We start from the raw sequence: 24,102 nt of genomic DNA on the forward strand, positions 1-24,102 counted from the left end.
AGTTTCCTCGATTTTTATTTTACCACATCACCTTTTATAAGTACAATAAATATAACTAAATCTTTTTATAAGTATATCTTATTTATTACAATTACCGTGAATCGCATCTCTTATTTATCTTTTTCTGGACAATACTGCAGACAAAAGATACGATTAAAAACACAGCAAAAATACTTCCGATCCTCATCACCATATCATAGAAAAAGCCCTCCGGAAGCATCCGGATCATATAGTCTTCTGCCGGATCAAGGATCCATAAGTTATTGTTAAAGAAAATATGATGAAAGATCACGAAATATTTGTTAAAGTCTCTTGAGAACAGAAATCCTGCCACCGCGGTAAGTGCCAGAAATACCGCCAGCACCCGCTGATACATCTGCGGGATCAGTCTCTTCCAGTCTGCTTTCATAAGCACAAGTGCCGCCATTGAAAAAAGCAGTACGATGATCGCTCCCCTCCGGATTGCAAGTCCGCCAAGAAAAAGTCCCTGCACATCTGCCATATGAAGCCGGTCCTTCTCATTGAAAAAATCCTGTATATTTCCTTCCACTTCCGTCTCAATACTCAGTTTCTTCTCGTTGCCCCGCAAATAAGACATCATGAATTTTGTCACCTTCATGATATCCGGCATCTCCATATAAAGTTCATCCGCTACCTTATATTTTTCATATTCTTTTTCATAAAAATTCCAGTCTCCGTATGCACCGATCTCAAAACTGCTGATCAGCAGGATCACGATCAGTGAAATACTCGGCAAAATCGCCAGGATTTTATGCAGCCATTTCTTTTTTGCCATCCTTTTTCTCCTTCTCTTTTTTGTCTATAGTTTAGCAACCCTGTCTTCATTTGTCAAAAATGGTTTTCTCTTGAAATTTCATTTTTTATCACTTATAATACTAATAGGTTTTATAAGGAGGACTAATAATGGATATCAACTATGAATTATATAAAGTATTTTATTATGTTGCAGACACGCTCAGCTTTTCTGAGGCTTCCAAGCAGCTCTTTATTTCACAGTCCGCTGTCAGCCAGTCCATTAAAGCACTGGAAAAGAAACTGGATCAGGTTCTTTTCATCCGAAGCACAAAAAAAGTTCAGCTCACCCCGGAAGGCGAGATCCTTCTGCGTCATATCGAACCGGCGATCAATCTGATCAAGCGCGGGGAATCCCAGATCATGGAAACAGCCTCTACCGGCGGCCAGATCCGCATCGGTGCCAGCGACACCATCTGCCGGTATTTTCTGGTTCCTTATCTGGAGCGTTTCCACAAAGCTTTCCCTAACGCACATATAAAAGTGACCAATGCCACTTCGATCAAGTGTACGGAACTTCTGGAGAACGGTCAGGTAGATCTCATTGTCGCTAACTATCCGAACGTTTACCTTGGCAGTCTTGCCTCCTTCCGAAAGATCCGTGATTTTCACGATGTCTTTATCGCAAACCAGTCCTTTGCGGAACTGCAGGGGAAAAAGCTTTCCCTCAAAGAACTGCAGCGTTATCCGATCATCATGCTGGACAGAAAAAGTACAACCAGTGAATTTCTGCATTCTCTCTTCCAGCAGCATCAGTTGGATCTGGTTCCTGAAATCGAGCTGAGCAGCAACGATCTTCTGATCGATCTCGCACGGATCGGACTTGGCATCGCTTTTATTCCGGACTACTGTGTACCAAAGAATTCCGACCAACTCTTTGTCGTCCAGACCGAAGAACAACTTCCAAAGCGTCAGCTGGTTGCCGCATGGAACGGACATGTTCCGGTTTCCCGCGCGACACAGGCATTTCTGGATTACTTTAATGCATAAAAAGTTTCTTAATTATCCGTCTGTTTTTCCCAGAACAGACGGATTTTTTCTTCCACAATGTCTAACCGGCATCTTTCACAGTCCGCCCATTCTTTCGGGAAAATCTCTTTCCCCTTCTCCCTCTGAAAACGCTCATCCAGAAGAAGTATCACTCCGCGGTCATCCTCTGTGCGGATCACCCTTCCTGCCGCCTGCAAAACCTTGTTCATCCCCGGATACCGGTAAGCATAGTCAAATCCGTAAAGTCCCTTCTGGTCAAAATAGCTTTTCAGGATTTCCCGCTCATTGCACACCTGCGGCAGCCCTGTTCCGATGATCAGTGTCCCGATCAGCTTCTCATTTGTCAGATCGATTCCTTCTGAGAAAATCCCGCCAAGAACTCCAAAACCGATCAGACTTTTCTCTCTTCCCATTTCAAATGCACGCAGGAAATTTTCCCGTTCTTCTTCATCCATGTGCTTCTGCTGAATAACCAGTTCCATCTCTTCTTCATCTGATGCAAGAAGCTGTGTAAATTCCTGATACACATCTTCCATAAACCGGTAAGACGGGAAAAAAATCAGATAATTCCCCATTTTTGCTTTCACTACCCGGAAAATGTATGTCGCATATCGTTGATACATTTCCCTGGAACGCATGGTGTAACGGGTACTCACATCCACACCATTCATAAGCAGTCTCTTCTTTGTATCAAACGAAGAATCAATGTAGACCGCATAGTTGTCTTTTTCCGTACTCAGAAGTCTTTTGTAATACTGGATTGGCAGAAGTGTTGCCGAAAAGAATACAGCACTGTTCCCCTTATCCAGACATTTCTGCAGATTTGCCGCCGGGTTAACACAAAACAACTTCAGAACAAATCTTCCATTCTCCTGATACTCCGTATAGATGACATAGTTCTCATCCAACCCATCATATATATTCAGGAAAGACCTCACTTGAAAATAAAAATCCAATACGGTTTCCCGGACTTCTTTATCCACACATTCCTCGAGATACCGGTCTGTCTCAGATAGTACATTCATAAGCTGGATTCCAAAATGCGAAATATTGTCCAGCACCTTATAGTTTTCACACTCTTTTTTCATTGCCAGAAGAATCTTATTGCATGCCTCCAGTCTTTTTGCAAACCGCGGTGCTTCTCCCTTTACCAGTTTCTTCACCGCAAGAAAGTCCTCCTTGCATAACTCTGCACTGTACATCTGCCGTCCACGTTCTACCAGATTGTGTGCCTCATCGATCAGAAACAAATATCCTCCAGCGCCACCTTCTGCAAAGAAACGCCTGAGCCGGGCATCCGGGTCAAACACATAATTATAATCGCAGATCACACCATCCACCCAGGTCGACACATCCAGTGCCATTTCAAATGGACAGACCTTATGCTTTCTTGCCTGCGCTTCCAACACTTCCCGGCTCATCACATCTTCCTGCATCAAAAGCTCATAGACCGCGTCATTTACCCGGTCAAAATGCCCTTTGGCATATGGGCAGTCATCCGGATTGCAGCTTGTCTCCTCACAGAAACAGATTTTTTCTTTTGCCGTTAAAGTGATCACCTTGAACTTCAGATTCTGTTCCCGTAAGGTTTTGAATGCCTGCTCCGCCACCGTCCGGGTGATTGTCTTTGCCGTCAGATAAAAAATCTTCTCACCCAGTTCTTCTCCAACCGCTTTCACTGCCGGAAATACCGTTGAAATCGTCTTCCCCACTCCGGTTGGTGCCTGGATGAACAACTTTTTCTTCCGAAGAATCGTCCGGTAAACAGATACCGCAAGCTCTCTCTGCCCTTTACGATATGGAAACGGAAATTCAATCCCTTTAATAGATGCATTTCTTGCCTTTCTCCATTCAATCTGGAACTTTGCCCATTTTTTATACTGTCGAATAACTTCATCGAACCAGACTTTCAGTTCGTTACTCTGATAAGAATACTGAAACCTTTTCACCTCTTCCGTCTCCATCTGGCAATAGGTCATCTGTACCCCGATCTCATCCGCCCCTTCCTGTTCTGCTACCATGCTGGCATAACATTTTGCCTGTGCCAGATGAATGCCTGCCGGCTCCTGCACCCGGTCAAGTTCCCGCAGAACACCCTTGATCTCATCTACCATGACCTGCTCTTTTGTATGAATCAGTCCATCGGCACGTCCTTCTATTTTCAAAGTAAACCCATCACAGACAATCTCTGTCTTAAGAGGTACCTCCGCCTGATAATCCGATCCCATCTGTCTCTGGATCTTCCGGTGAATCCGACTTCCCATCTGCATATTCTCCGGATCTTGTCCGCCTCCTGTTCGATTGTCAATATCCCCTTCTCTTAAAATAAACTCCACAAGGTTTCGCACCGAAATCCGGATCACCGGGAGATTCTCGTCCATGTTCTTTCTGCCTCCGCTTTTTGCTACCTGTTATCATACCATAAACACATGTTCCTTGCCAATTGTATCCGTCCTGTCATGATATGGCTTTTCACATTTTCCGTGCCTCTATAGCTAAAAAGCCCCGGCGATCATCACCTCGCCGGAGCTTTCTTCTTAATTGAACTTGTCAATGATGTTTTTAAGATACTGGTTGTCTGCCTCATAGAACTTCTCCTGTTCTACAATCTCGGCAAGTTTCGGATCGATCGGCATCTTTCCGAGTACTTCTACCCCAAGTTTTTCTGCAATCTCGTCAATGTGGCTTTCCCCAAATACAGATATTTTCTTTCCACAGTCCGGACATTCCAGATAACTGTAGTTTTCCACCAGTCCGAGAACCGGTATGTTCATCTTCTTTGCCATATTGTAAGCTTTCTCTACGATCATCTGTACCAGATCCTGTGGAGAAGTCACGATCACAACGCCGTCTACCGGAAGTGACTGGAATACCGTAAGAGGAACATCCCCTGTTCCCGGTGGCATATCAACAAATAAGAAATCCAGATCTCCCCACATTACATCAGTCCAGAACTGGGTTACTACTCCTGCGATCACCGGTCCTCTCCAGATGACAGGATCTGATTCGTGTTCCAGAAGTAGATTGACCGACATGATCTTCGTGCCGTCTTCTGCAACGCACGGGAACATTCCCGCCTCGCTTCCGACTGCACTTCCATGCACTCCATACATCTTCGGGATAGATGGTCCTGTGATATCCGCATCCAGAATACCAACCGAATATCCCTGCTGTACCATCATACGTGCAAGAGATGCTGTCACCATTGATTTGCCGACTCCACCTTTACCACTGACTACTCCAATTACTTTTTTTACCTGTGAATACGGATTTGCCGGTGCTTTCAGATCTTTCTTCGCACTGCTGCATGAACCCGCATGTGCACAGGAAGAACATGATTCCGGCGAACATCCGCTGTTTTGCTCTTCTGCCATAACGCCAAACCTCCTAATTTTTAGGATTTATAAATCCTATTCTTCTACTACTGCGATCACTTCAATTTCGCAAAGAAGATTCTTTGGAAGTGTCTTCACAGCAACACAGCTTCTGGCTGGTTTTGATGTGAAATATTTTGCATAAACTTCGTTAAATGCAGCGAAGTCTCCCATATCAGCAAGGAAACAAGTCGTCTTTAATACTTTATCAAAAGAAGTTCCTGCTTCTTCAAGGATCGCTCCGATATTCTTGCATACCTGATCAGCCTGTCCCTCGATGGTATCTGCTTCTACGGTGTCAGTAGCCGGATTGATCGCAATCTGTCCTGCTGAATAAAGGATTCCCCCGTGTACATATCCCTGGGAATATGGTCCAAGTGCTTTTGGTGCTTTTTCTGTTGATACTAATTTCATGTTATAAATCTCCTTTTCAAATATATTCTTTCTCTAGCATATCACATCTGCCTCAAAATTCCAAATTTATTTTCGCATACAATGTTATGCCAGCTCTGCTTTTTCTCTCGTCACATTCTGAATCCATTTATAGCTCCGGTAGCGCATGACTGTGATCGGTACTTTGATCACCTCATCACTCATCAGAAGGATATAAACAACCTGTACCGGCGCATGAAAGACAAAGGCAGCGATCATACCCAGCAGAATAGAGCATCCCCACATGGTAGACACATCCAGGATCAGACCAAACCTGGTATCTCCTCCTGCCCGGAATACACCCACCACAAGGGTCGTATTGATCGCCTGGCAGAGTGTAAAGTAAGACATAACAAAAAACATAAAATAAAGATACCCCTGCGCTTCCTGTGAGAGTGTCATCACATGATTTGCAATCGGAGCAGCTATCAGAATGATGCCGCCTCCTACCGCACCGGTAATAATACTCAGCCACAAAAATCTTTTTCCATATTCTTTTGCCAGATGAAACTCTTTTGCACCGATGGTCTTACCAAGATAAATGGCCGTCGCATTGGATACACCAAAGGCAACCACCGTTGCCAGCTGTCTTGCAACCTGAGCAACAGAATTTGCTGCCACCGCAGCACTTCCCAGATGACCGATCACTGCTGTATTCGCAGTAGAACCAAGTCCCCACATCATTTCATTCAAGATCACCGGACTCGCATAAATCAGAAAGTCTTTTAGAAGCACCTTGTCGATCTTACGCATATAGACCGGGTGAAATCTAACGTCATGGTTTTTTACTTTTGCATACCAGATTACAATGATAAGTTCTACGATCCTTGCTGTCAGAGTTCCGATTGCCGCACCCATAATTCCCATCTTCGGTAAACCAAATAAGCCAAAAATAAGAAGCGCATTTACCAGGACATTACAAATTAGTGACGCGCTGTAGACAACCGTTGCAATCACAACCTGCTCGATACTCCGCATAATGTAAAGATAGACCTGCGTTGCCGCCATCAGGACATAGGAAAGCGCCACGATCCGCAAATATTTCACACCTTCTGCGATCACGGCCGGGTCACTGGTATAGATGTGAAGCAGCACTTCCGGAATGATTTCCGCAACAATGGTAAAAAGAGCTGCACAGCTGACACCGATGGTCATTCCCATTCCAAGGATTTTTTCAATCGTCTGTGTATCTTTCTTTCCCCAGTACTGTGCGGTCAAAACCGTTGCACCTGATGTTGTACCGAAAAGGATCAGTGTCATGACAAACTGTATCTGCCCTGCAAGGGATGCACCTGAAAGAACTTTTTCGCTGACTCTTCCAAGCATCAGCACGTCTGCCGCCGTCACACCCACATTGATCAGATTCTGAAGTGCCATTGGAATTACAAGTGCGAACACTTGTCTGTAAAACTTTCTCTTATTTATTTCCATCTTATTTTCCTGCTGCTTTCCGAAAAATCTGGTATACATCTTCGGCAGTAAGTTCTTTGATTTTTGAAAGTTTTACGGTATCATTTAATGTCGCCGCCATAGAAAGTTCCCGCAGATCTTCCTCTGATACTTCTCCGATCTCCAGTTCCTTTAAATTTGTCGGCATATGAATCTCACGGAAATATTCTACCGTCCGGCGAATTCCCTCTTTTGCGGCTTTCGCCACATCTTCTTCCTCTACGCCCCATACTTTTTTTGCGTAATGCGCAAATCTTTCTTCATCGTTTTTATAGACATATTCTGCCCAGGATCCCCAGACAGCTGAAAGGGTTGCACCATGCGCCTTATCATATTTTGCACCAAGTGCATGTCCGAGCTTATGTACAGAAAAATCTTTTGCTCTTCCGAGACCTGTCAGACCATTATGTGAAAGGCTTCCTGCCCACATGATTTCACTCATGGCATCGTAGTCTGTCGGATTCTCCAGACCTTTCTTTCCATTTTCAATCACAACCCGCAGAACTCCCTCTGCAATCTCATCTGTTATCTGATTTCTCGTATTTGGAATAAAATATCGCTCCAGTGTATGCATCATGATATCCACGATTCCGCACGCAATCTGATATTTTGGAAGCGTATAGGTAAGAACCGGATTCATAATCGCAAACTTCGGGCGGTTCAGGCTAGTGCTGATTCCTCCCTTTTTCCCTGTTTCTTCGTTTGTCAGAACTGCGGAATCGCTTGTTTCACTTCCTGCTGCCGCAATCGTAAGTACGCATCCTACCGGTGTCGATCTGGTAAGTATGATTTCACCTCCCCAGATTTCCTCCAGAGACCAGTCCGGGTTTGCCACACCATGGGCGATTGCCTTTGCTGTATCAATAGAACTTCCACCGCCTACTGCAAGAAGAAAATCCGCACCGAACTCAATTGCTTTCTCAACGCCTTCCTGTGCATATGCCATCCGGGGATTTGGCTTTACTCCGCCAAATTCCTCATAAGCAAGTCCTTCTTTTTCCAGGGCTTCTTCTACCTGCGCAAGAAGTCCGCTTTTCTTTACACTTCCACCGCCATATACGATAAATACACGGCTTCCGCCCCATTTCTTAACTTCTTTCCCAACTTCTGCCTGTGCATTTTCTCCAAACAGGATTTCTGTCGGGGTATACTGTATAAACTTTTGCATTTTACCTCTCTCCTTAAAAAAATCCGAACCGTTCAATAAAGATTGCGGTTCGGACTAAATCTTTCAGTCTTATCTTATAACCATACTTTTCCGGTATGTTCGCCATTGATTACATAGTATACTGCATAATCTTCCGGTTTTACATAAAGCTCAATACTCTTGATCTCGGAAATTTTATGTTTCTGTTTTGTCCAGTCTTTTTTTACTGAAGCAATCATATCTTTTGTGTTTACTTCTTTTTCACCATACTGAAGAACAACTTCTGTTTTGATTTCTTTCTTTGCCGCAGATTTTTTTGCTGTTGTTTTTGGTGCTGCTTTCTTTACTTCTTTTGTAACTTTCTCTGCAGTTTTCTTCACTTCTTTTGCAGCTTTTTCAGCTGTTTCTTCTACTGTTTTTTTCACTTCTCCTGCAGCTTTTTTTACCTCCTGCGCTTTCTTTTCAACAGTAGCCTTTACTTCTTTCGGCTGTGCTTCTTTTTTAGCAGTTTCTTTTACTTCTTCTACTTTTTCGCTGACTTTATCTTCTGCTGCTTTAACTGCTGTTTTTACTTCTTCTTTAGTTTCTGCCGCTGCCTTTACCTCTGCTGCCTTTGTTTCTTTTATCTGTTTTTTCAGTGCCATATTGGTTTGCCCTCCTTAACCGCTAAGCCTTACTATTTTAAATCCGCAAAACTGACAATACGCTGTGTTATCATTTGCTCTTTGACATTATAGCATACTAAATGAAAAAAGTCACATTTTTTCATTTAATTTTACTTGCCTCCGTGTTATACTATAAAAAGACGAGAAAAGGAGGTACGTGTTATGGGTATTTTAGTAGCACTGATCGGTGTAGCAATCATCGCCGCTGTCGTTGTTGCTTCTTTCACTGCCGTTCTCGGAGGTGTCATCGGAGGAGAACTGGAAGACGAAGAAGAATAAAAAAAGGTGGCTGTGAAAAATTCAATCGAGTTTTTCGCAGCCACCTTTTTATTATTCTTCAAATGTTTCTTTTAACTTATCCATGAACCCTTTTTTCTTAGCTTTACCCTTCGATTCAGAAGCCGGCTCTTCCTGGTTCAGTGTATTTCCTGTCAACTGATCAAAATGTCTAAGCACTTCTTTGGCTTCCGGACTTAATTTTTCCGGGGTCTGAATAACCAGCGTCACATAATGATCACCTCTGACCTGAGGATTTCTCAAAGAAGGTACCCCTTTTCCTTTCAGGCGTACTTTTGTATCAGTCTTAGTTCCCGGTTTTACGGTATAGATCACATCACCATCAACCGTCTTGATTCGCACATCACCACCAAGTGCTGCCTGCGCAAACGAAATTGGTGCAGTTGAGAAAATATGAACATCCTGTCTCTGGAAGATTGGATGTCTGGAAACCGTAACTTCTACCAGAAGATCTCCCCTCGGTCCGCCATTCACACCCGGTTCACCTTTCTCACGGATTCTTACGCTCTGACCATTGTCAATACCTGCCGGGATTGTGACTTTGATCTTCTTGCGGCTTGAAGTATAGCCTGTTCCACCACAGTCCGGACATTTCTCACGAATGATCTTACCCGTTCCATGACAGTCCGGACAGGTCTGCACATTCTGCACCGTTCCGAAGAACGACTGTGATGTATAAACAACCTGACCTTTTCCACCACATTTTGAACAGGTCTCCGGACTTGTTCCCGGTTTTGCTCCTGTTCCATTACACTTTGTACATGGATCTTTCAGAACGATATCCAGTTCCTTCTCGCATCCAAAAATTGCTTCCTCAAATGTAATCCGGACACCTTTACGGATATTGGCGCCTTTCATCGGACCATTGTTCGCACGTCCGCCTCTTCTGCCACCGCCAAACAGATCACCAAAAATATCACCAAAAATATCACCAAAGTCTGCCCCGTTAAAATCAAAACCGCCATATCCACCGGCTCCGCCTGCACCGCCTTCAAACGCTGCATGACCAAACTGATCGTACTGACGCCGTTTGTCTGCATCACTCAGAACAGCATAGGCTTCAGAAGCCTCCTTGAACTTCTTTTCGGCTTCTGCATCTCCTGGATTCATATCCGGGTGATATTTTTTCGCCAAAGCTCTGTATGCTTTTTTCAGAGTCGCATCATCCGCATCTCGTGATACGCCCAGGATCTCATAATAATCCCTTTTTGCCTCTGCCATAATCCTACCTCACTTAGATATTTCTCAAAGTATTTTAATACAGAATGTACCCTGGCACATTCTCATGCCCGCGCCGGCTCTCTGCAACATCTTCTTTGCACATGCAGTTCACCTAACCGGAGGCTTTTTATGTCATAAAAAACTATTTTTATTTATGATACATGAAATCTGCAAGACGGTATAATGCCGCCTTGCAGTTTCTCATCTTATCTTACGGATTAAACTTCTTTGTAATCTCCGTCAACTACGTCATCTCCGTTAAATCCTTCCGGAGCCGGTCCTGCTTCTGGTGCAGGTCCTGCCTGTGGTCCTGCCTGACCAGCCTGTGCGCCTGCCTGTTCGTAAACCTTTGTGAACAGTTTCTGAGCGCTTTCCATCAGTTTTTCTTTTCCTGCTTTGATTTCTGCAACCTGAGCATCTGTAAGTTCTTCTGTATTCGCTTTCGCAAGCAGATCTTTCAGAGCCTGTACGTCAGCTTCTACTGCTGCTTTGTCTGCTGCATCGATCTTATCTCCAACTTCGCCAAGTGCTTTTTCTGTCTGGAATACCATAGCGTCGGCATCGTTCTTAGCATCGATTGCTTCTTTACGTTTCTTATCCTGAGCTTCAAATTCTGCAGCTTCTTTTACAGCTTTGTCGATATCTGCATCAGACATATTAGATCCTGCTGTAATTGTGATGTGCTGTTCTTTTCCTGTTCCCAGATCTTTTGCAGATACATTTACGATACCGTTTGCATCAATATCGAATGTAACTTCGATCTGTGGGATTCCACGTGGAGCCGGCGGAATTCCATCCAGTCTGAACTGTCCGAGGGACTTGTTATCTCTTGCAAACTGTCTTTCACCCTGTACAACATTGATATCAACGGCTGTCTGGTTATCAGCTGCTGTAGAGAAGATCTGGCTCTTCTTTGTCGGGATTGTTGTGTTTCTCTCGATCAGTCTTGTAGCTACACCACCCATTGTTTCGATAGAAAGTGAAAGTGGAGTTACATCAAGAAGAAGGATGTCGCCTGCACCTGCATCTCCTGCAAGCTTACCACCCTGGATAGAAGCACCAAGTGCTACACATTCATCCGGGTTAAGCGATTTACTTGGTTCTTTTCCTGTCAGACGTTTTACTTCTTCCTGAACTGCCGGGATACGTGTAGATCCACCAACAAGAAGTACCTGACCTAAGTCTGCTGCTGTAAGTCCTGCATCAGAAAGTGCACGTCTTACCGGTTCCTGTGTCTTTTCTACAAGGTCACGTGTCAGTTCATCGAATTTAGCTCTTGTAAGAGTCATATCAAAATGCTTCGGTCCTTCAGCTGTTGCTGTGATGAACGGAAGGTTAATGTTTGTTGTTGTTGCAGAAGAAAGTTCTTTCTTTGCTTTTTCAGCTGCTTCTTTCAGTCTCTGAAGTGCCATTCTGTCTGTTGACAGGTCTACGCCTTCTTTTGCCTTGAAATCTGCAAGCATATAATCTGTGATCTTCTGGTCGAAGTCATCTCCACCAAGTCTGTTGTTACCAGCTGTAGAAAGAACTTCGATAACGCCGTCACCGATCTCGATAACAGATACATCAAATGTACCACCGCCAAGGTCGTATACCATGATCTTCTGTTCTTTTTCATTGTCAAGTCCATATGCAAGAGCTGCTGCTGTAGGCTCGTTGATGATACGTTTTACATCAAGACCTGCAATCTTACCTGCATCTTTTGTAGCCTGACGCTGAGCATCGTTGAAGTAAGCCGGAACAGTGATAACTGCTTCCGTAACTTTTTCTCCAAGATATCCTTCTGCATCTGCTTTCAATTTCTGAAGGATCATAGCTGAAATTTCCTGTGGAGAATATTTCTTTCCATCGATGTCTACTTTATGATCTGTACCCATCTCACGCTTGATAGATGAGATTGTCTTTTCTGCATTTGTTACTGCCTGACGTTTTGCAGGTTCACCTACAAGACGTTCTCCTGTCTTTGTAAATGCTACTACAGATGGTGTAGTTCTTGCTCCTTCTGTATTTGCGATTACGACCGGCTGTCCACCTTCCATAACCGCTACACAACTGTTTGTTGTACCTAAGTCAATACCAATGATTTTGCCCATTATGAAGACCTCCTGTTAATATAATAAAAATTGTATTTTGCTTTGTTATTTATATAAAGTGTATCGTAAATGCGGTACACGGTATATCTTAGTTTGCTACCTTTACCATGCTGTGTCTTACGACTGAGTCACGGTACATATATCCTTTCTGGAATTCCTCGGCTACTACATTTTCACCAAGTTCTTCATCCTCCACATGCATCACTGCATTGTGGAAATTCGGATCGAATTCCTGACCAACTGCTTCGATCGGTTTTACTCCGATTCCTTCCAGTGTGCTCATCATTTGTTTATAGATCTTATCCATTCCATCTACGAACGGATCATCTTTCTTTTCTTCCGGTACGGACTGAAGTCCGCGTTCAAAGTTGTCTACAATCGGAAGAATTTTTTCTACAACATCTTTGGCTCCGATCTCATACATCGCTGACTTTTCTTTTTCAGTACGCTTTCTGTAATTATCGAACTCAGCCATGTGTCTCGTAAGTTTGTCTGTCAGATCTGCGATCTGCTCATCCTTTTTATCTTTTTTATTCTTCTTTTCAAACAGCTTCTTTTTCTTTGGTTCTTCAGTATCTTCGGAATTCGTCTCTTTACCAACAGCTTCTTCCTCTGTTGCTTCGGTTTCTTCCGGTTCCTGCTCTTTGGCTTCTGCCTCCGCAGCTTTCTTTGCTTCTTCCACTGCTTCTTTTACCATTTCTTCATTACTCATCTTTTTATCCAATGGTTCTTCCACCTTTCTTACTTCTTATTCGAGCTTTTTCGGCTCATCCCTGTGGAATATGTCATCCAGCTCTGCCATCAGTGTCTTAAGCGTCTTCATGACATGTTCATAATCCATTCGCTTCGGTCCGATGATTCCGATGGTTCCCTGCATGCCCTCGCCCAACTCATATGTTGCTGTGACTACGCTGCAGTCTTTCATGTTCTCCACATTCGATTCATCTCCGATGTATACCTGAATGTCTCTGTCTTCACCGCCGTTTGCCATTGACTTTGTTACCAGAGCGGCAAGCTGCTGCTTTTCTTCAAAAGCACTGATGATCTCCTGTGCGCTCTGCTTATCACTAAGCTCCGGATACTTGAAAATATTCGTCGCGCCACTGGTGTAAATCTCCATGTCGTCATCCAGCTGGATCACATTCGCTACTGCATCCAGGACACTGCTCATCACACCACTGTGGATCCCTGCCTGTTCTTTCAGTCTTGCAATCACTCCCAGATTGATCTGCTCTAGTGAAGTTCCATTCAGCGAAGTATTCAGAAGCATATTCAGCTTCAATAGTGCTTCATTGCTGAGCGGCTCATCCAGTGTCACGATCTGGTTCTTTACAATGTTGCCTTCCATCACGATCACAACGATCAGCTGATGGTCATCAACCTGTGAAAGCTGGATAAATTTTAATTTGTTCCCGTTGTAAGTCGGAGTCGAAATCATCGTCGCATAATTCGTGTTGTTCGCAAGAACCTTTGCAACCTGCTTCAGAAGTTCTTCCATCTTGTCAGCCTTCTCAAGCATCTGACCTTTGATTTCGGTAATCTCCTGTTCTTTCTGGCTCATCAGCATATCCACATACCATCTGTAACCTTTATCCGACGGAATCCTTCCTGCTGATGTGTGAGGCTGCATGATATAACCAAGCTCTTCGAGATCTGCCATCTCATTCCGGATCGTTGCCGAACTTAAATTCAAATCCGTATACTTGGAAATCGTTCTGGATCCCACAGGCTCTCCGGTCTCAAGATAGTTCTTAATGATTGCATGTAAGATCTTCGTCTTCCGCTCACTAAGTTCCTGTATGGCTTCCATATGCTACCTCCTTTTTGTTATTAGCACTCGTTATGTCTGAGTGCTAACATTTTCTACGCTTATAAATGTACCACTTACTATTCACTTTGTCAACAGGGTTTATGATTTTTTTATTTTTAGTCCGGTTCCACCCGGATATGCTGTCGGATTCCAATTCAATCGGCAAACCATTCCGATGAGCCTCTGAAAGCGAACATTATGTCAGCAAAGGCTTCCATAATGTTCTGAGTCTCCTCTCCATTGCCTCAAATGAATTGGAATCCGACAGCATATCCGGGTGGAACCTCACTCAAGCCTATAATAATCGACTTGATTTGGGCGCTTACAGGACATACTATAAAGGATTTACTTGCTTCTTTAACAATACTGTATTGCGTGGGGCGGGACTTAATGGCTGCGCCATTTTCGTCCGCAAATATTGGGATCGGACTGTTTGAAGATGATGTATTTTCTACTTTCTGGGACTACGCTGTTTTTGTCTGCGAATTTTGGGATTAGGCTGTTTTGAGATGATGCATTTTCTACTTTCTGGGAGCTCCACACTTCCACTTAACCAACAACTGGCTGGAGCAACCGGTTTTTTCCGCACATCATCAGACTGGGGCGTCCCGTCTGTATGTTTTCTGTCTTCCAGGAAGAGGGTGGGGAGTTTGGGAGGAAAGGGGCGGGGCGACCAGGCAGAAAAGAAGGGATTCCAATTCATTTGAGGCAATGTAGATGAGACTCAAATCATTGTGGAAGCCATTTCTGACACAATGATTGCTTTCGGAGGCTCATCGGAATGGTTTGCCGATTGAATCGGAATCCCTTCTTTTCTGCCTGAACCGCCTGCTCCCTTCCTCCCAAACTCCCCACCCGACCGTCAAACAAAAAATACACACCCCAGCCTCCCGGTCTGATGGTGTGCATTTCTTCTATTATATATAGTACATATCCTGACTGTATTCACTGTATTCCTGATATTTTTGTTCGAGGTCAGAGAGAAACAGATTCTCAAGGATATCCTGTAGTCCTCTGTTCAGACGTTCGATAACTTCACTCTGTACAGCCTGAGCCGCAGCTCTTCCGTTCTCGGCGCCTTCTACATCCTCTTCTTCGATGAGATAATCACCTTCCAGCGCACGTAATATTTCCGCAACCGAAATCTTTGTGGCAGGCTTCGCCAACAGGTATCCCCCCTGCGGTCCTTTCACGCTTTTAATGATTCCGGCTTTTCTGAGTGCCGCAAATACCTGTTCCAGATACTGCGGTGAAATACTGTTACGCTCTGCAATTGCTGCAAGTGCAACATGGGATTCTTTTGAGTATACGGACAGGTCGATCAGTGCCCGAAGTCCGTATCTGCTTTTCTTTGAAAAATTCATATTCTACTCCGTGAAGAGCGGTGTGGAGTAATATCTGTCTCCGGTATCCGGAAGCAGTGCCACAATCGTCTTTCCTTTGTTTTCCGGACGTTTTGCAAGTTCGATCGCTCCATAAAGTGCGGCTCCCGAAGAAATTCCTACCAGGATTCCCTCTTTCTTTGCAAGCAGCTTTCCTGTTGCAAAAGCGTCATCATTTTCTACAGTAAATATTTCATCATATACAGTTGTGTTGAGTACGTCCGGTACAAATCCTGCTCCGATTCCCTGAATCTTGTGAGGACCACCTTTTCCTGTAGAAAGTACCGGTGAGCTTGCAGGCTCCAATGCAACGATCTTCACATCCGGATTCTGGGATTTCAGATATTCGCCGACACCGGTCAGTGTTCCACCTGTACCAACACCTGCGATAAACAGATCTACTTCTCCGTCTGTATCCTTCCAGATCTCTGGTCCGGTTGTCTTTCTGTGTACTTCCGGATTAGCCGGATTAACAAACTGTCCAGGGATATAGCTGCCCGGGATCTCTTTTGCAAGTTCATCTGCTTTTTCAATCGCACCCTTCATTCCCTTTACGCCTTCTGTCAGAACAATCTCTGCTCCGTATGCTTTCAGGATATTTCTTCTTTCTACACTCATTGTCTCCGGCATAGTAAGAATGATACGGTATCCTTTGACTGCTGCAATCGATGCAAGACCGATTCCCGTATTTCCCGAAGTAGGCTCAATGATAACAGAACCTTCTTTTAATAATCCTTTTTCCTCAGCATCCTCGATCATTGCTTTGGCAATTCTGTCTTTTACACTTCCGGCCGGGTTAAAATATTCCAGTTTCACAAGGATTCTTGCCTCTAATCCTAATTCTTCTTCAATATTTTTCACCTCTACAAGAGGAGTATTTCCAACAAGCTCTAAAGCACCATTATAAATTTTTGACATCGTAAGTTCTCCTTTCTTTCCTACTGTTTTGATAGGTTTAACTCGATGATGTCATTATATGCCTATAAAACCTATTTGTCAAGTATACTTTATATTTTTCTGATTTTCCAAATTTTACTCTTCCAGCAGAAACTCTACAAACACACTGTTGCTGACATCGATCCCCCGTTTTGTAAGCCATACTCTGTCATCATCCTGCTCAAGAAGCTTTAAGCTTTCCAGTTTGCAGATCGGTTCACCGTAAATATCCTCCAGACTTTTCCCAAAATACTCTGAAAATTCTTTTTTTGAGATTCCGTTCATTTTCCGCAGTCCAAGAAACATAAATTCCTCCATCTCCTCAGTTTCTGTCAGAAGCTCTGCCTGAAATTTGTTCCTGTAGGAATGTGCATACTCCCTTAACTGATCCGGGTTCGTGTAGCGACTCATTTTTCCTTTCAGCTTCCTGCATTTTCCAATCAGATCCCCGGGAACCAGAGATGCCGCACCAATTCCAAATCCCAGATACGGAATTCTCTCCCAATATCCCAGGTTGTGCCGGCAGGCATATCCCTCCTTAGCATAATTGGAAATCTCGTAACGGTGATATCCGTTCTTCTCCATCAGCGTTTCTGTATCCCAGTACATCTGACGCTCCGCATCCTCATCCGGAAGCTTTGGCCCTTCTTTTGCCTCGTCTTCTACATATTTTTTATAGAAAGTTGTTCCCTCTTCCAAGATCAGACTATATGCAGAAATATGCTCCGGGAAAAGTGCCATTACCTGCTCCAGTGTACGCCTCCAGCTTTCCACCGTCTGCCCCGGAATTGCCGAGATCAGGTCTACATTGATATTTGCAAAACCATTGGCTCTCGCCAGATGATATGCTTCCAGAAATTCTTCATAAGTATGGATTCTTCCAAGCAGACGAAGTTCCTCATCATTGACCGACTGCAGACCGATACTCAGACGGTTCACCCCTGCCTGTCTGTACTTTCGCAGTTTTTCTTCCGTTACCGTTCCCGGATTCATTTCCATAGTGATCTCTGCGTCCTCATCCAACGTAAATATTTCCCTGACCGTATCCATCAGCCGCCCAATCTGCTCACCGGTAAGAAGAGATGGGGTTCCGCCTCCGAAAAAAATGGAAATCACCCTGTAATTCTGCACTGTATCCGGACAGTTTCTGATCTCATCGACCAGCATTTTCACATATTCCTCTTTTTCCTTTTCTCCGGCCGGACCGGAAAGGAAATCACAATATGCACATTTTTTCACACAAAACGGAATATGAATATATAGTTCTAAAGGCTGCATCTGCTTTTCTCCTTTTCTGTGCAAAAGGCAGGAACCTTTCCCTCGGAAACCGCTCCTGCCTTTTTGTGTATACGATGAGCCAAGTACAGATTTGTGCTTGCAAAAGAATCTGTACTTGGCGAATGTACATCATCGAGCTGTTAAGCGAGATAGTGTACAAAGTATACGAATCGAGTAGGAGCCAGCCTGCTCGATTATCCTTTGTCTATCTATTTGTCGTCCAGTTTTAATACACTCATAAATGCCTTCTGTGGAATTTCTACATTTCCAACCTGGCGCATACGCTTCTTTCCTTCCTTCTGCTTTTCCAGAAGCTTCTTCTTACGGCTGATATCACCGCCGTAGCACTTGGCAAGTACGTCCTTACGCATGGCTCTTACTGTCTCACGGGCAATGATCTTGCTTCCGACAGCTGCCTGGATCGGAATTTCAAAAAGCTGTCTCGGAATCTCTTCTTTGAGCTTCTCACACATCTTTCTTCCTCTCTCATAAGCACTTCCCGCAAATACAATAAAGGAAAGAGCATCCACTTCTTCTTTGTTGATCAGGATGTCCAGCTTGACCAGATCAGATTTGACATAGCCGAGCATTTCATAATCAAAAGACGCATAACCACGGGATCTGGATTTGAGCGCATCAAAGAAATCATAGATGATCTCATTCAGAGGCAGGTGGTATTTCAATACCGCTCTGGTCTCTTCGATGTATTCCATTCCCTGATATTCGCCACGTCTTTCCTGACACAGATCCATGATCGCACCGATAAATTCGGATGTCACCATAATCTCTGCTTTTACCATCGGCTCTTCCATAAAATCAATTTCTGACGGATCCGGAAGATTAGACGGATTGGTCAGGTCGATCACTTCTCCGTTGGTCTTGTGCACCTTGTAGATAACGCCCGGCGCAGTTGTCACCAGATCCAGATTGTATTCTCTCTCCAGTCTCTCCTGAATGATCTCCAGATGCAAAAGTCCAAGGAAACCACAGCGGAAACCAAATCCCAGCGCAAGAGAGGTCTCCGGTTCAAACTGAAGTGCCGCATCGTTGAGTTGCAGTTTTTCCAGTGCATCTCTCAGATCCGGGTATTTGGAGCTGTCTGCCGGATACATTCCGCAGTACACCATCGGGTTGACCTTTTTATATCCCGGAAGAGGCTCAGAACATGGATTTTCCGCACCTGTTACGGTATCACCCACACGGGTGTCCTTTACATTTTTCAGGCTGGCTGTAAAATATCCAACCATTCCTGCTGAAAGCTCATCGCAAGGGATAAACTGTCCGGCACCAAAATATCCAACCTCCACAACATCAGCAGTTGCACCTGTCGCCATCATATGAATCGGCATTCCTTTCGTGATACATCCTTCTTTGATACGGCAGAATACGATAACGCCTTTATACGGATCATAGAGAGAATCGAAAATCAGTGCCTGAAGCGGTGCATCTGGATCTCCTGTCGGAGAAGGGATCTTTGTCACGATCTGTTCCAGAACCTGATCTACATTAAGCCCTGTCTTTGCCGAGATCAGTGGTGCATCCTGCGCTTCAATTCCGATCACATCTTCAATCTCTTCGATCACACGCTGCGGCTCTGCGCTTGGAAGATCGATCTTGTTGATAACCGGCATGACATCCAGATCATGGTCCAGTGCCAGATATACATTTGCCAGTGTCTGCGCTTCTACGCCCTGTGCCGCATCAACGACCAGGATCGCTCCATCACAGGCTGCAAGACTCCGTGACACTTCATAGTTAAAGTCTACGTGTCCCGGAGTATCGATCAGGTTAAAGATATATTCCTCCCCATCCTTTGCCTTATAAACTGTGCGGACTGCCTGTGATTTGATTGTGATACCACGTTCTCTTTCCAGATCCATGTTATCCAGCACCTGGGCCTGCATCTCTCTGCTGGTCAGAAGACCTGTCTGTTCGATAATACGGTCCGCCAGTGTGGATTTTCCATGGTCAATATGTGCAATAATACAAAAATTCCGAATCTTTTTCTGATCCATATGCATATTTTCAGTCTCTCCTTTTTCTTCTTATCTATATCTGATTACTTTTCCCGTTTGCTACTGTACTGCACCAGAAAGAGTTCCACCGAGAGGATATCTCCCATCTTTCCGGTTTTTACATCTTCTTCCGTCTGTACACCGGCTTCTACGATCCCACGCAGCTCTTTCCTGGTAAATGCCTTCGCCTGTGCCCGGTACTTTCCTACCAGGAATGGCATGATTCCCACCTTGGCGGCAATCTCTTTTTGCGGAATCCCAGTACGGTCCATCTCTTTTACCTCCATCAGGATACGGAACTGTCTGGTCAGCAGGTAGAGGATCCGCATCGGCGGTTCCTTCAGTGTCAGAAGATCATAATAGTAATCCAGCGCTTTTTTCTGCTCTTTTGCTGCAACTGCATCTACCATATCAAAAATATGGTTTCCGATCTGCGTAGTACAGATTTCATCAATATCTGCTGCCGTGATCTCCGTGTGATTCATGCAGTAACAGAATAATTTTTCCAGCTCCTGCCCGAGATTCTCCATGTCATTACCAGTCTTTGCAAGCAGATAGCGCACTGCTGCCTCCGACATCTGAAGCTTCTCCTTTTTCGCCATCCCAAGGATCCAGCGGATCAGTGTCTTTTCATCCTGCCGCTTCAGTTCTACAATATGACCTTTCTCCTTGATCGCTTTGTAGAGCTTTCCTCTCTTATCCAGCTCTGATTCCACAAAGATCATATAAGTGGTCTCCGGCATGTTCTTCAGATATTCTGCCAGCTCCGGTGTCGCATTTTTCAGAAAACCGGTATTTTCCAGAACGATCAGCCTGCGCTCTGCAAAAAAAGGTAAGGTCTCGGCAAGGTCGATAATCTCTTTCGGGTTCGTGTTCTTTCCCTCAAAATAACGATAATTCATCGTGTCACCTTCCGGAACCATCGCTTTGACGAAACGGTTTTTATATAATTTTTTCAGATAAGCTTCTTCTCCGTACAGAAGATAAATCTGCTTAAACTGTCCTGTCTTTAAATCTTCATTCAAACTTTTCATGGACTTTGGATACCATATTTCCTTCCATCTGTATACATACTGACAGCACCTCTGTCTTTCGTATTATATAGGCTTACGCCCCATTTTGCAAGTCTTTCCAGTGTTTCCGCATGCGGATGTCCATAACGGTTTTCTTTTCCGGATGAACAGAATGCTGCCCGTGGTCGGATCACTTCCAGAAGCTCTTCGCCGGTCGCATTTCTTGATCCGTGGTGTCCGACTTTCAGCAGATCATAACACGCCGGAAGTTCTCCTTTTTTCCGGAGATTCTTTATTCTCTCTGCCAACAGCTCTTCTCCGGTATTTTCCAGATCTCCGGTAAAAAGCATGGTAATTTTTCCATATTGCAGGTGAAGTACCAGAGAATTTTCATTTCCATTTTCAGATGGCTCACCTTCTCCAGGCCAGAGACAACGCATCTTCAATTTTCCAGACAGAAAAATAGTATCCATCTCCATTACCCGTACCTTCGTTCCTGCTTCTTCTGCCAGATTACATAATTTAATAAGCCTTTCATCCCAATATTTCTGTTCCGGAAAAATCAGATACTGGATTTCTACTCCATACTTTCTCCGTTCCAGAAGTTCTTCCACTGCATTTAAGTGATCCACATCCCCATGCGTCACCCACACATAATCCAGCCTCTTCACGCCCCGGAATTTTAAAAATGGTTCCAACCGGTATCTTCCTGCTGCATCTACCGAACTGCTTCCGCCGTCGATCAGGTAATTTTTTCCGTTTCCGTCCCGAAAGAAAAAACAGTCGCCCTGTCCCACATCCAGCATAGTCAGCTCCATCTGCCCTCGTTTCCACTTTGGGATCCCGAGCAGGATGAGCAGGATCCCAGCTGTCACAAGCTGTCTTACCACCTGTTTCCCGGTTTGTCCGCCCTCTTTCTTTTCCTTCCTTTTTCTCCACAAATAAAATAGAAGAACCCCATAATAACAGGCAATCTGCCAGAGCCGTGGTCTTCCCGGAATCCACCTTGCCCCCGGAAGTTCCAGGAGCAGACCGCTCCCTTTTTCATAAAAAAGCAAAATCCACTCTGTTATTTTCCAAAGTGCGCTCTGCATTATATCTCCTGCCCCACACGGAATCAGCATGACTGCCATCCCTGCACTCCCGCAAAGCAGAAGCACGGATGCCATCGGAATTACCAGAAGATTCCAGGCTGGCGCATACAGGCAGGTTTCATAATAGTGCCACAATGTAACTGGCAGCAGAAAAGACCAGAGCCTCACCGACATCCGGACACTGTCTGAAAATCTGCCTTTTTTATTTCCCGAACCAATCAGATAGATACCGAGAACCGCAGCAAAAGAAAGCTGGAACCCTGCCGTAAAAAGCCGCAACGGATTTGCCAGAAGCAAACCAATTTCCGCAATCCCAAGTGCCGTCAATCCATCGTATTCCCTTCCTGTCAGCTCTGCTCCCATCCGGATCAGAAACATGGCAAACGCCCGCAATGCCGAAACACTCATTCCAGTCATCACCACATAACTCCCAAGAAGCAGACTTCCCACTACACCGGCCTGTAAAATAGAAAATCCGGTTTTCCTAAGTCCCCGGTAAAGTCCGTTGCCCAAAAAAGAAATATGCAGACCGGATATAGCCAGCAGATGCCCGATCCCTGCCACCCGGTAAAGTTCTTTCACTTTCTCTTCTGTATAAAAAAAATCTCCCAAAAGAACCGCACACAAAATACCCCCTCGACGCTTTCCCATCTCTCTGCAGATCTCATCTGCGGTCCGGTTCCTAAACTGCCACAGCTTTTCCCGGAGGGAAGTCTTTTTCACCTGTTTTTCCAGAACCTTCCCTTTCCATAAGACTGCCTGGATATTCTGCTGCTTATAATAATTTTTCTGGTCAAAATTGCCCGGATTGGCCGCCGGATCAAAAAATCCCACATTGCCTTTAACCAGGATCCGCTGTCCGATTTCCGGACCATTTCCCTTTTCATCCAGATAGACAAGCATCCTCTCGTCAGCAACTGCTTTTCCATTCCCCATCTCTCTGATCTGTATTTTTTTCAGATACAGGATCAGTTTTTCTTCTTTTCTGGTTTTCTGATAAACCTCTCCTTCCACCATCACTTCTTCCGACTCTTTCCAGAGCTTCTCACACCTTGACACACCGAGTCTTCCAAAAATCTTTCCTCCCCCTGTCAGATACAGTACCAGAATCAGTCCTGCCAGAAGTATTCCGGCAAAACCAAGTCTTCGCTTGATCAACCGATCAATCCTCCTTTATCATTTCCTGGTTTCTGCTCAGAGGTTCATCCAGCTTTATACTCTCCTGATATACAATACTGCTGTCTCCGTTGATTGAAATCTGTACTTCAGAGACATTTCCACCATCGATCACTGAATTTACGATGGAATAGATCACCGTCTCCGGACTGACTCCCGGAGCAATGTTCCGAAGTCCTTCATCAAAATTCAGATAGCAGATATGATCTTTGATCGACACACCCAGCAGCTTTGTTCCTTTTGGTATGGTAGCAAGCAGTCTGTTATTGGATGGTCCTCGCATCAGCTGTTCCACTACAACCCGTTCCTTCGACTCATTGCTGTTATACCGCACCGTATCCTCTTCCTTTTGCAGCTTTTCTCCAGATGAATCTGCATAATACAGCGTAAGCTTCATCTCCTGGAAAGAGTTAATAGAAGAGCCTGTGTTCTGTACAAAATCTTCTGCCTGCTGGTATCCATAAGTATTCCCTTTTTTATCCGTAAGTGGCGTTCCATCTACACAGATCATCACCAGATCCACTCCATCGATCTGCGTCAGTGAACGGACAAGCGCTGCCCTGCACAGAACCTCTCTTACCGTATCCATCTTTCCGTAAGCAGCATTATAGTACAGGATCAGCTTTTCATCCTCCAGAGTGTATCTCTCCAGTTTTACCTTTTTCGGCAATGCCGCCTGTGCCTTCACCTCGTCATCACACTTCTGCAGCGCAGACAGCATTCCTTTTACTTCTTCGTCCACCGACTTTCCTGTTCCATCGTAGTCCTTCGGAACCAACGCCGTTCCGCTCTGGTTAATCTGGTAAATCGTGTATTTTGCATCTGCTTTCTGCTCCTTTTTTCTGCATCCCACAATGCTTGTAAGAAGACACATTGCAAGAAGAATGCTTATGATCTGGTAAATTTTTTTCATTCTT

19 protein-coding genes are annotated in these 24,102 nt (G+C 44.5%); 1 reads left to right on the forward strand and 18 read right to left on the reverse strand.

The window, feature by feature from the left end; all coding sequences use genetic code 11:
- Nucleotides 1-91 precede the first annotated feature (91 nt).
- Entirely contained in the window at nucleotides 92-796 is a 705-nt protein-coding gene (locus tag NQ556_RS10640) for a TIGR01906 family membrane protein (RefSeq protein ID WP_082438259.1), read from the reverse strand.
- A 128-nt stretch (nucleotides 797-924) separates the two neighbouring features.
- On the opposite strand from NQ556_RS10640, the gene NQ556_RS10645 reads away from it, so the two are divergent.
- Complete coding sequence (locus NQ556_RS10645; protein ID WP_008374739.1) at nucleotides 925-1,803, forward strand: LysR family transcriptional regulator; 879 nt, start codon at nucleotides 925-927, stop codon at nucleotides 1,801-1,803.
- An 8-nt stretch (nucleotides 1,804-1,811) separates the two neighbouring features.
- Here NQ556_RS10645 and NQ556_RS10650 read toward each other — a convergent pair whose 3' ends face one another.
- The 17 genes from NQ556_RS10650 to NQ556_RS10730 all read right to left on the reverse strand — a co-directional run bounded on the left by NQ556_RS10650 (nucleotide 1,812) and on the right by NQ556_RS10730 (nucleotide 24,098).
- Complete coding sequence (locus tag NQ556_RS10650) at nucleotides 1,812-4,184, reverse strand: ATP-dependent DNA helicase (protein WP_173699815.1); 2,373 nt, start codon at nucleotides 4,182-4,184, stop codon at nucleotides 1,812-1,814.
- Between the two features lie 156 nt (nucleotides 4,185-4,340).
- A complete protein-coding gene (locus tag NQ556_RS10655) occupies nucleotides 4,341-5,177 on the reverse strand; it encodes an Mrp/NBP35 family ATP-binding protein (RefSeq protein WP_173699813.1) in 837 nt (278 codons plus the stop codon).
- A 36-nt stretch (nucleotides 5,178-5,213) separates the two neighbouring features.
- Nucleotides 5,214-5,591: a RidA family protein gene (locus NQ556_RS10660; protein WP_008374733.1), complete on the reverse strand. Its 378-nt coding sequence runs from the start codon at nucleotides 5,589-5,591 to the stop codon at nucleotides 5,214-5,216.
- Nucleotides 5,592-5,675: 84 nt separating this feature from the next.
- Entirely contained in the window at nucleotides 5,676-7,040 is a 1,365-nt protein-coding gene (locus NQ556_RS10665; RefSeq protein WP_227084508.1) for an MATE family efflux transporter, read from the reverse strand.
- A gap of 1 nt (nucleotide 7,041) precedes the next feature.
- Nucleotides 7,042-8,226: an iron-containing alcohol dehydrogenase gene (locus NQ556_RS10670; RefSeq protein ID WP_044999225.1), complete on the reverse strand. Its 1,185-nt coding sequence runs from the start codon at nucleotides 8,224-8,226 to the stop codon at nucleotides 7,042-7,044.
- A gap of 74 nt (nucleotides 8,227-8,300) precedes the next feature.
- On the reverse strand, nucleotides 8,301-8,849 hold the full coding sequence (locus NQ556_RS10675) for a DUF6465 family protein (RefSeq protein ID WP_070097332.1): 549 nt from the start codon (nucleotides 8,847-8,849) through the stop codon (nucleotides 8,301-8,303).
- Between the two features lie 351 nt (nucleotides 8,850-9,200).
- Nucleotides 9,201-10,388 (reverse strand): molecular chaperone DnaJ, encoded by a 1,188-nt coding sequence (gene dnaJ / locus NQ556_RS10680; RefSeq protein WP_008374725.1) that lies wholly within the window; start codon nucleotides 10,386-10,388, stop codon nucleotides 9,201-9,203.
- A 218-nt stretch (nucleotides 10,389-10,606) separates the two neighbouring features.
- Entirely contained in the window at nucleotides 10,607-12,481 is a 1,875-nt protein-coding gene (gene dnaK, locus NQ556_RS10685; protein WP_008374721.1) for a molecular chaperone DnaK, read from the reverse strand.
- Nucleotides 12,482-12,569: 88 nt separating this feature from the next.
- Nucleotides 12,570-13,193, reverse strand: coding sequence for a nucleotide exchange factor GrpE (grpE, locus tag NQ556_RS10690; RefSeq protein ID WP_044999348.1), 624 nt, complete (start codon nucleotides 13,191-13,193; stop codon nucleotides 12,570-12,572).
- Between the two features lie 36 nt (nucleotides 13,194-13,229).
- A complete protein-coding gene (gene hrcA, locus NQ556_RS10695) occupies nucleotides 13,230-14,291 on the reverse strand; it encodes a heat-inducible transcriptional repressor HrcA (RefSeq protein ID WP_008374717.1) in 1,062 nt (353 codons plus the stop codon).
- 917 nt (nucleotides 14,292-15,208) lie between these two features.
- Nucleotides 15,209-15,655, reverse strand: coding sequence for an RrF2 family transcriptional regulator (locus NQ556_RS10700; protein WP_008374709.1), 447 nt, complete (start codon nucleotides 15,653-15,655; stop codon nucleotides 15,209-15,211).
- A gap of 3 nt (nucleotides 15,656-15,658) precedes the next feature.
- Nucleotides 15,659-16,591, reverse strand: coding sequence for a cysteine synthase A (cysK, locus tag NQ556_RS10705; protein ID WP_022220708.1), 933 nt, complete (start codon nucleotides 16,589-16,591; stop codon nucleotides 15,659-15,661).
- 114 nt (nucleotides 16,592-16,705) lie between these two features.
- Nucleotides 16,706-17,887 (reverse strand): radical SAM family heme chaperone HemW, encoded by a 1,182-nt coding sequence (gene hemW, locus NQ556_RS10710; protein ID WP_008374704.1) that lies wholly within the window; start codon nucleotides 17,885-17,887, stop codon nucleotides 16,706-16,708.
- A gap of 209 nt (nucleotides 17,888-18,096) precedes the next feature.
- Nucleotides 18,097-19,908, reverse strand: a complete 1,812-nt coding sequence (gene lepA / locus NQ556_RS10715; protein ID WP_008374702.1) for a translation elongation factor 4 — start codon at nucleotides 19,906-19,908, stop codon at nucleotides 18,097-18,099.
- Between the two features lie 38 nt (nucleotides 19,909-19,946).
- Nucleotides 19,947-20,936, reverse strand: a complete 990-nt coding sequence (holA, locus tag NQ556_RS10720) for a DNA polymerase III subunit delta (protein ID WP_173699811.1) — start codon at nucleotides 20,934-20,936, stop codon at nucleotides 19,947-19,949.
- Nucleotides 20,933-23,167, reverse strand: a complete 2,235-nt coding sequence (locus tag NQ556_RS10725) for a DNA internalization-related competence protein ComEC/Rec2 (protein ID WP_008374696.1) — start codon at nucleotides 23,165-23,167, stop codon at nucleotides 20,933-20,935. Before NQ556_RS10725 ends, holA begins: the two co-directional genes overlap by 4 nt.
- A 4-nt stretch (nucleotides 23,168-23,171) precedes the next feature.
- Nucleotides 23,172-24,098 (reverse strand): GerMN domain-containing protein, encoded by a 927-nt coding sequence (locus NQ556_RS10730; protein WP_044999344.1) that lies wholly within the window; start codon nucleotides 24,096-24,098, stop codon nucleotides 23,172-23,174.
- Between the last annotated feature and the right edge of the window lie 4 nt (nucleotides 24,099-24,102).

The sequence above is a fragment of the Coprococcus comes ATCC 27758 genome (assembly GCF_025149785.1).
Classification (GTDB): domain Bacteria; phylum Bacillota; class Clostridia; order Lachnospirales; family Lachnospiraceae; genus Allocoprococcus; species Allocoprococcus comes.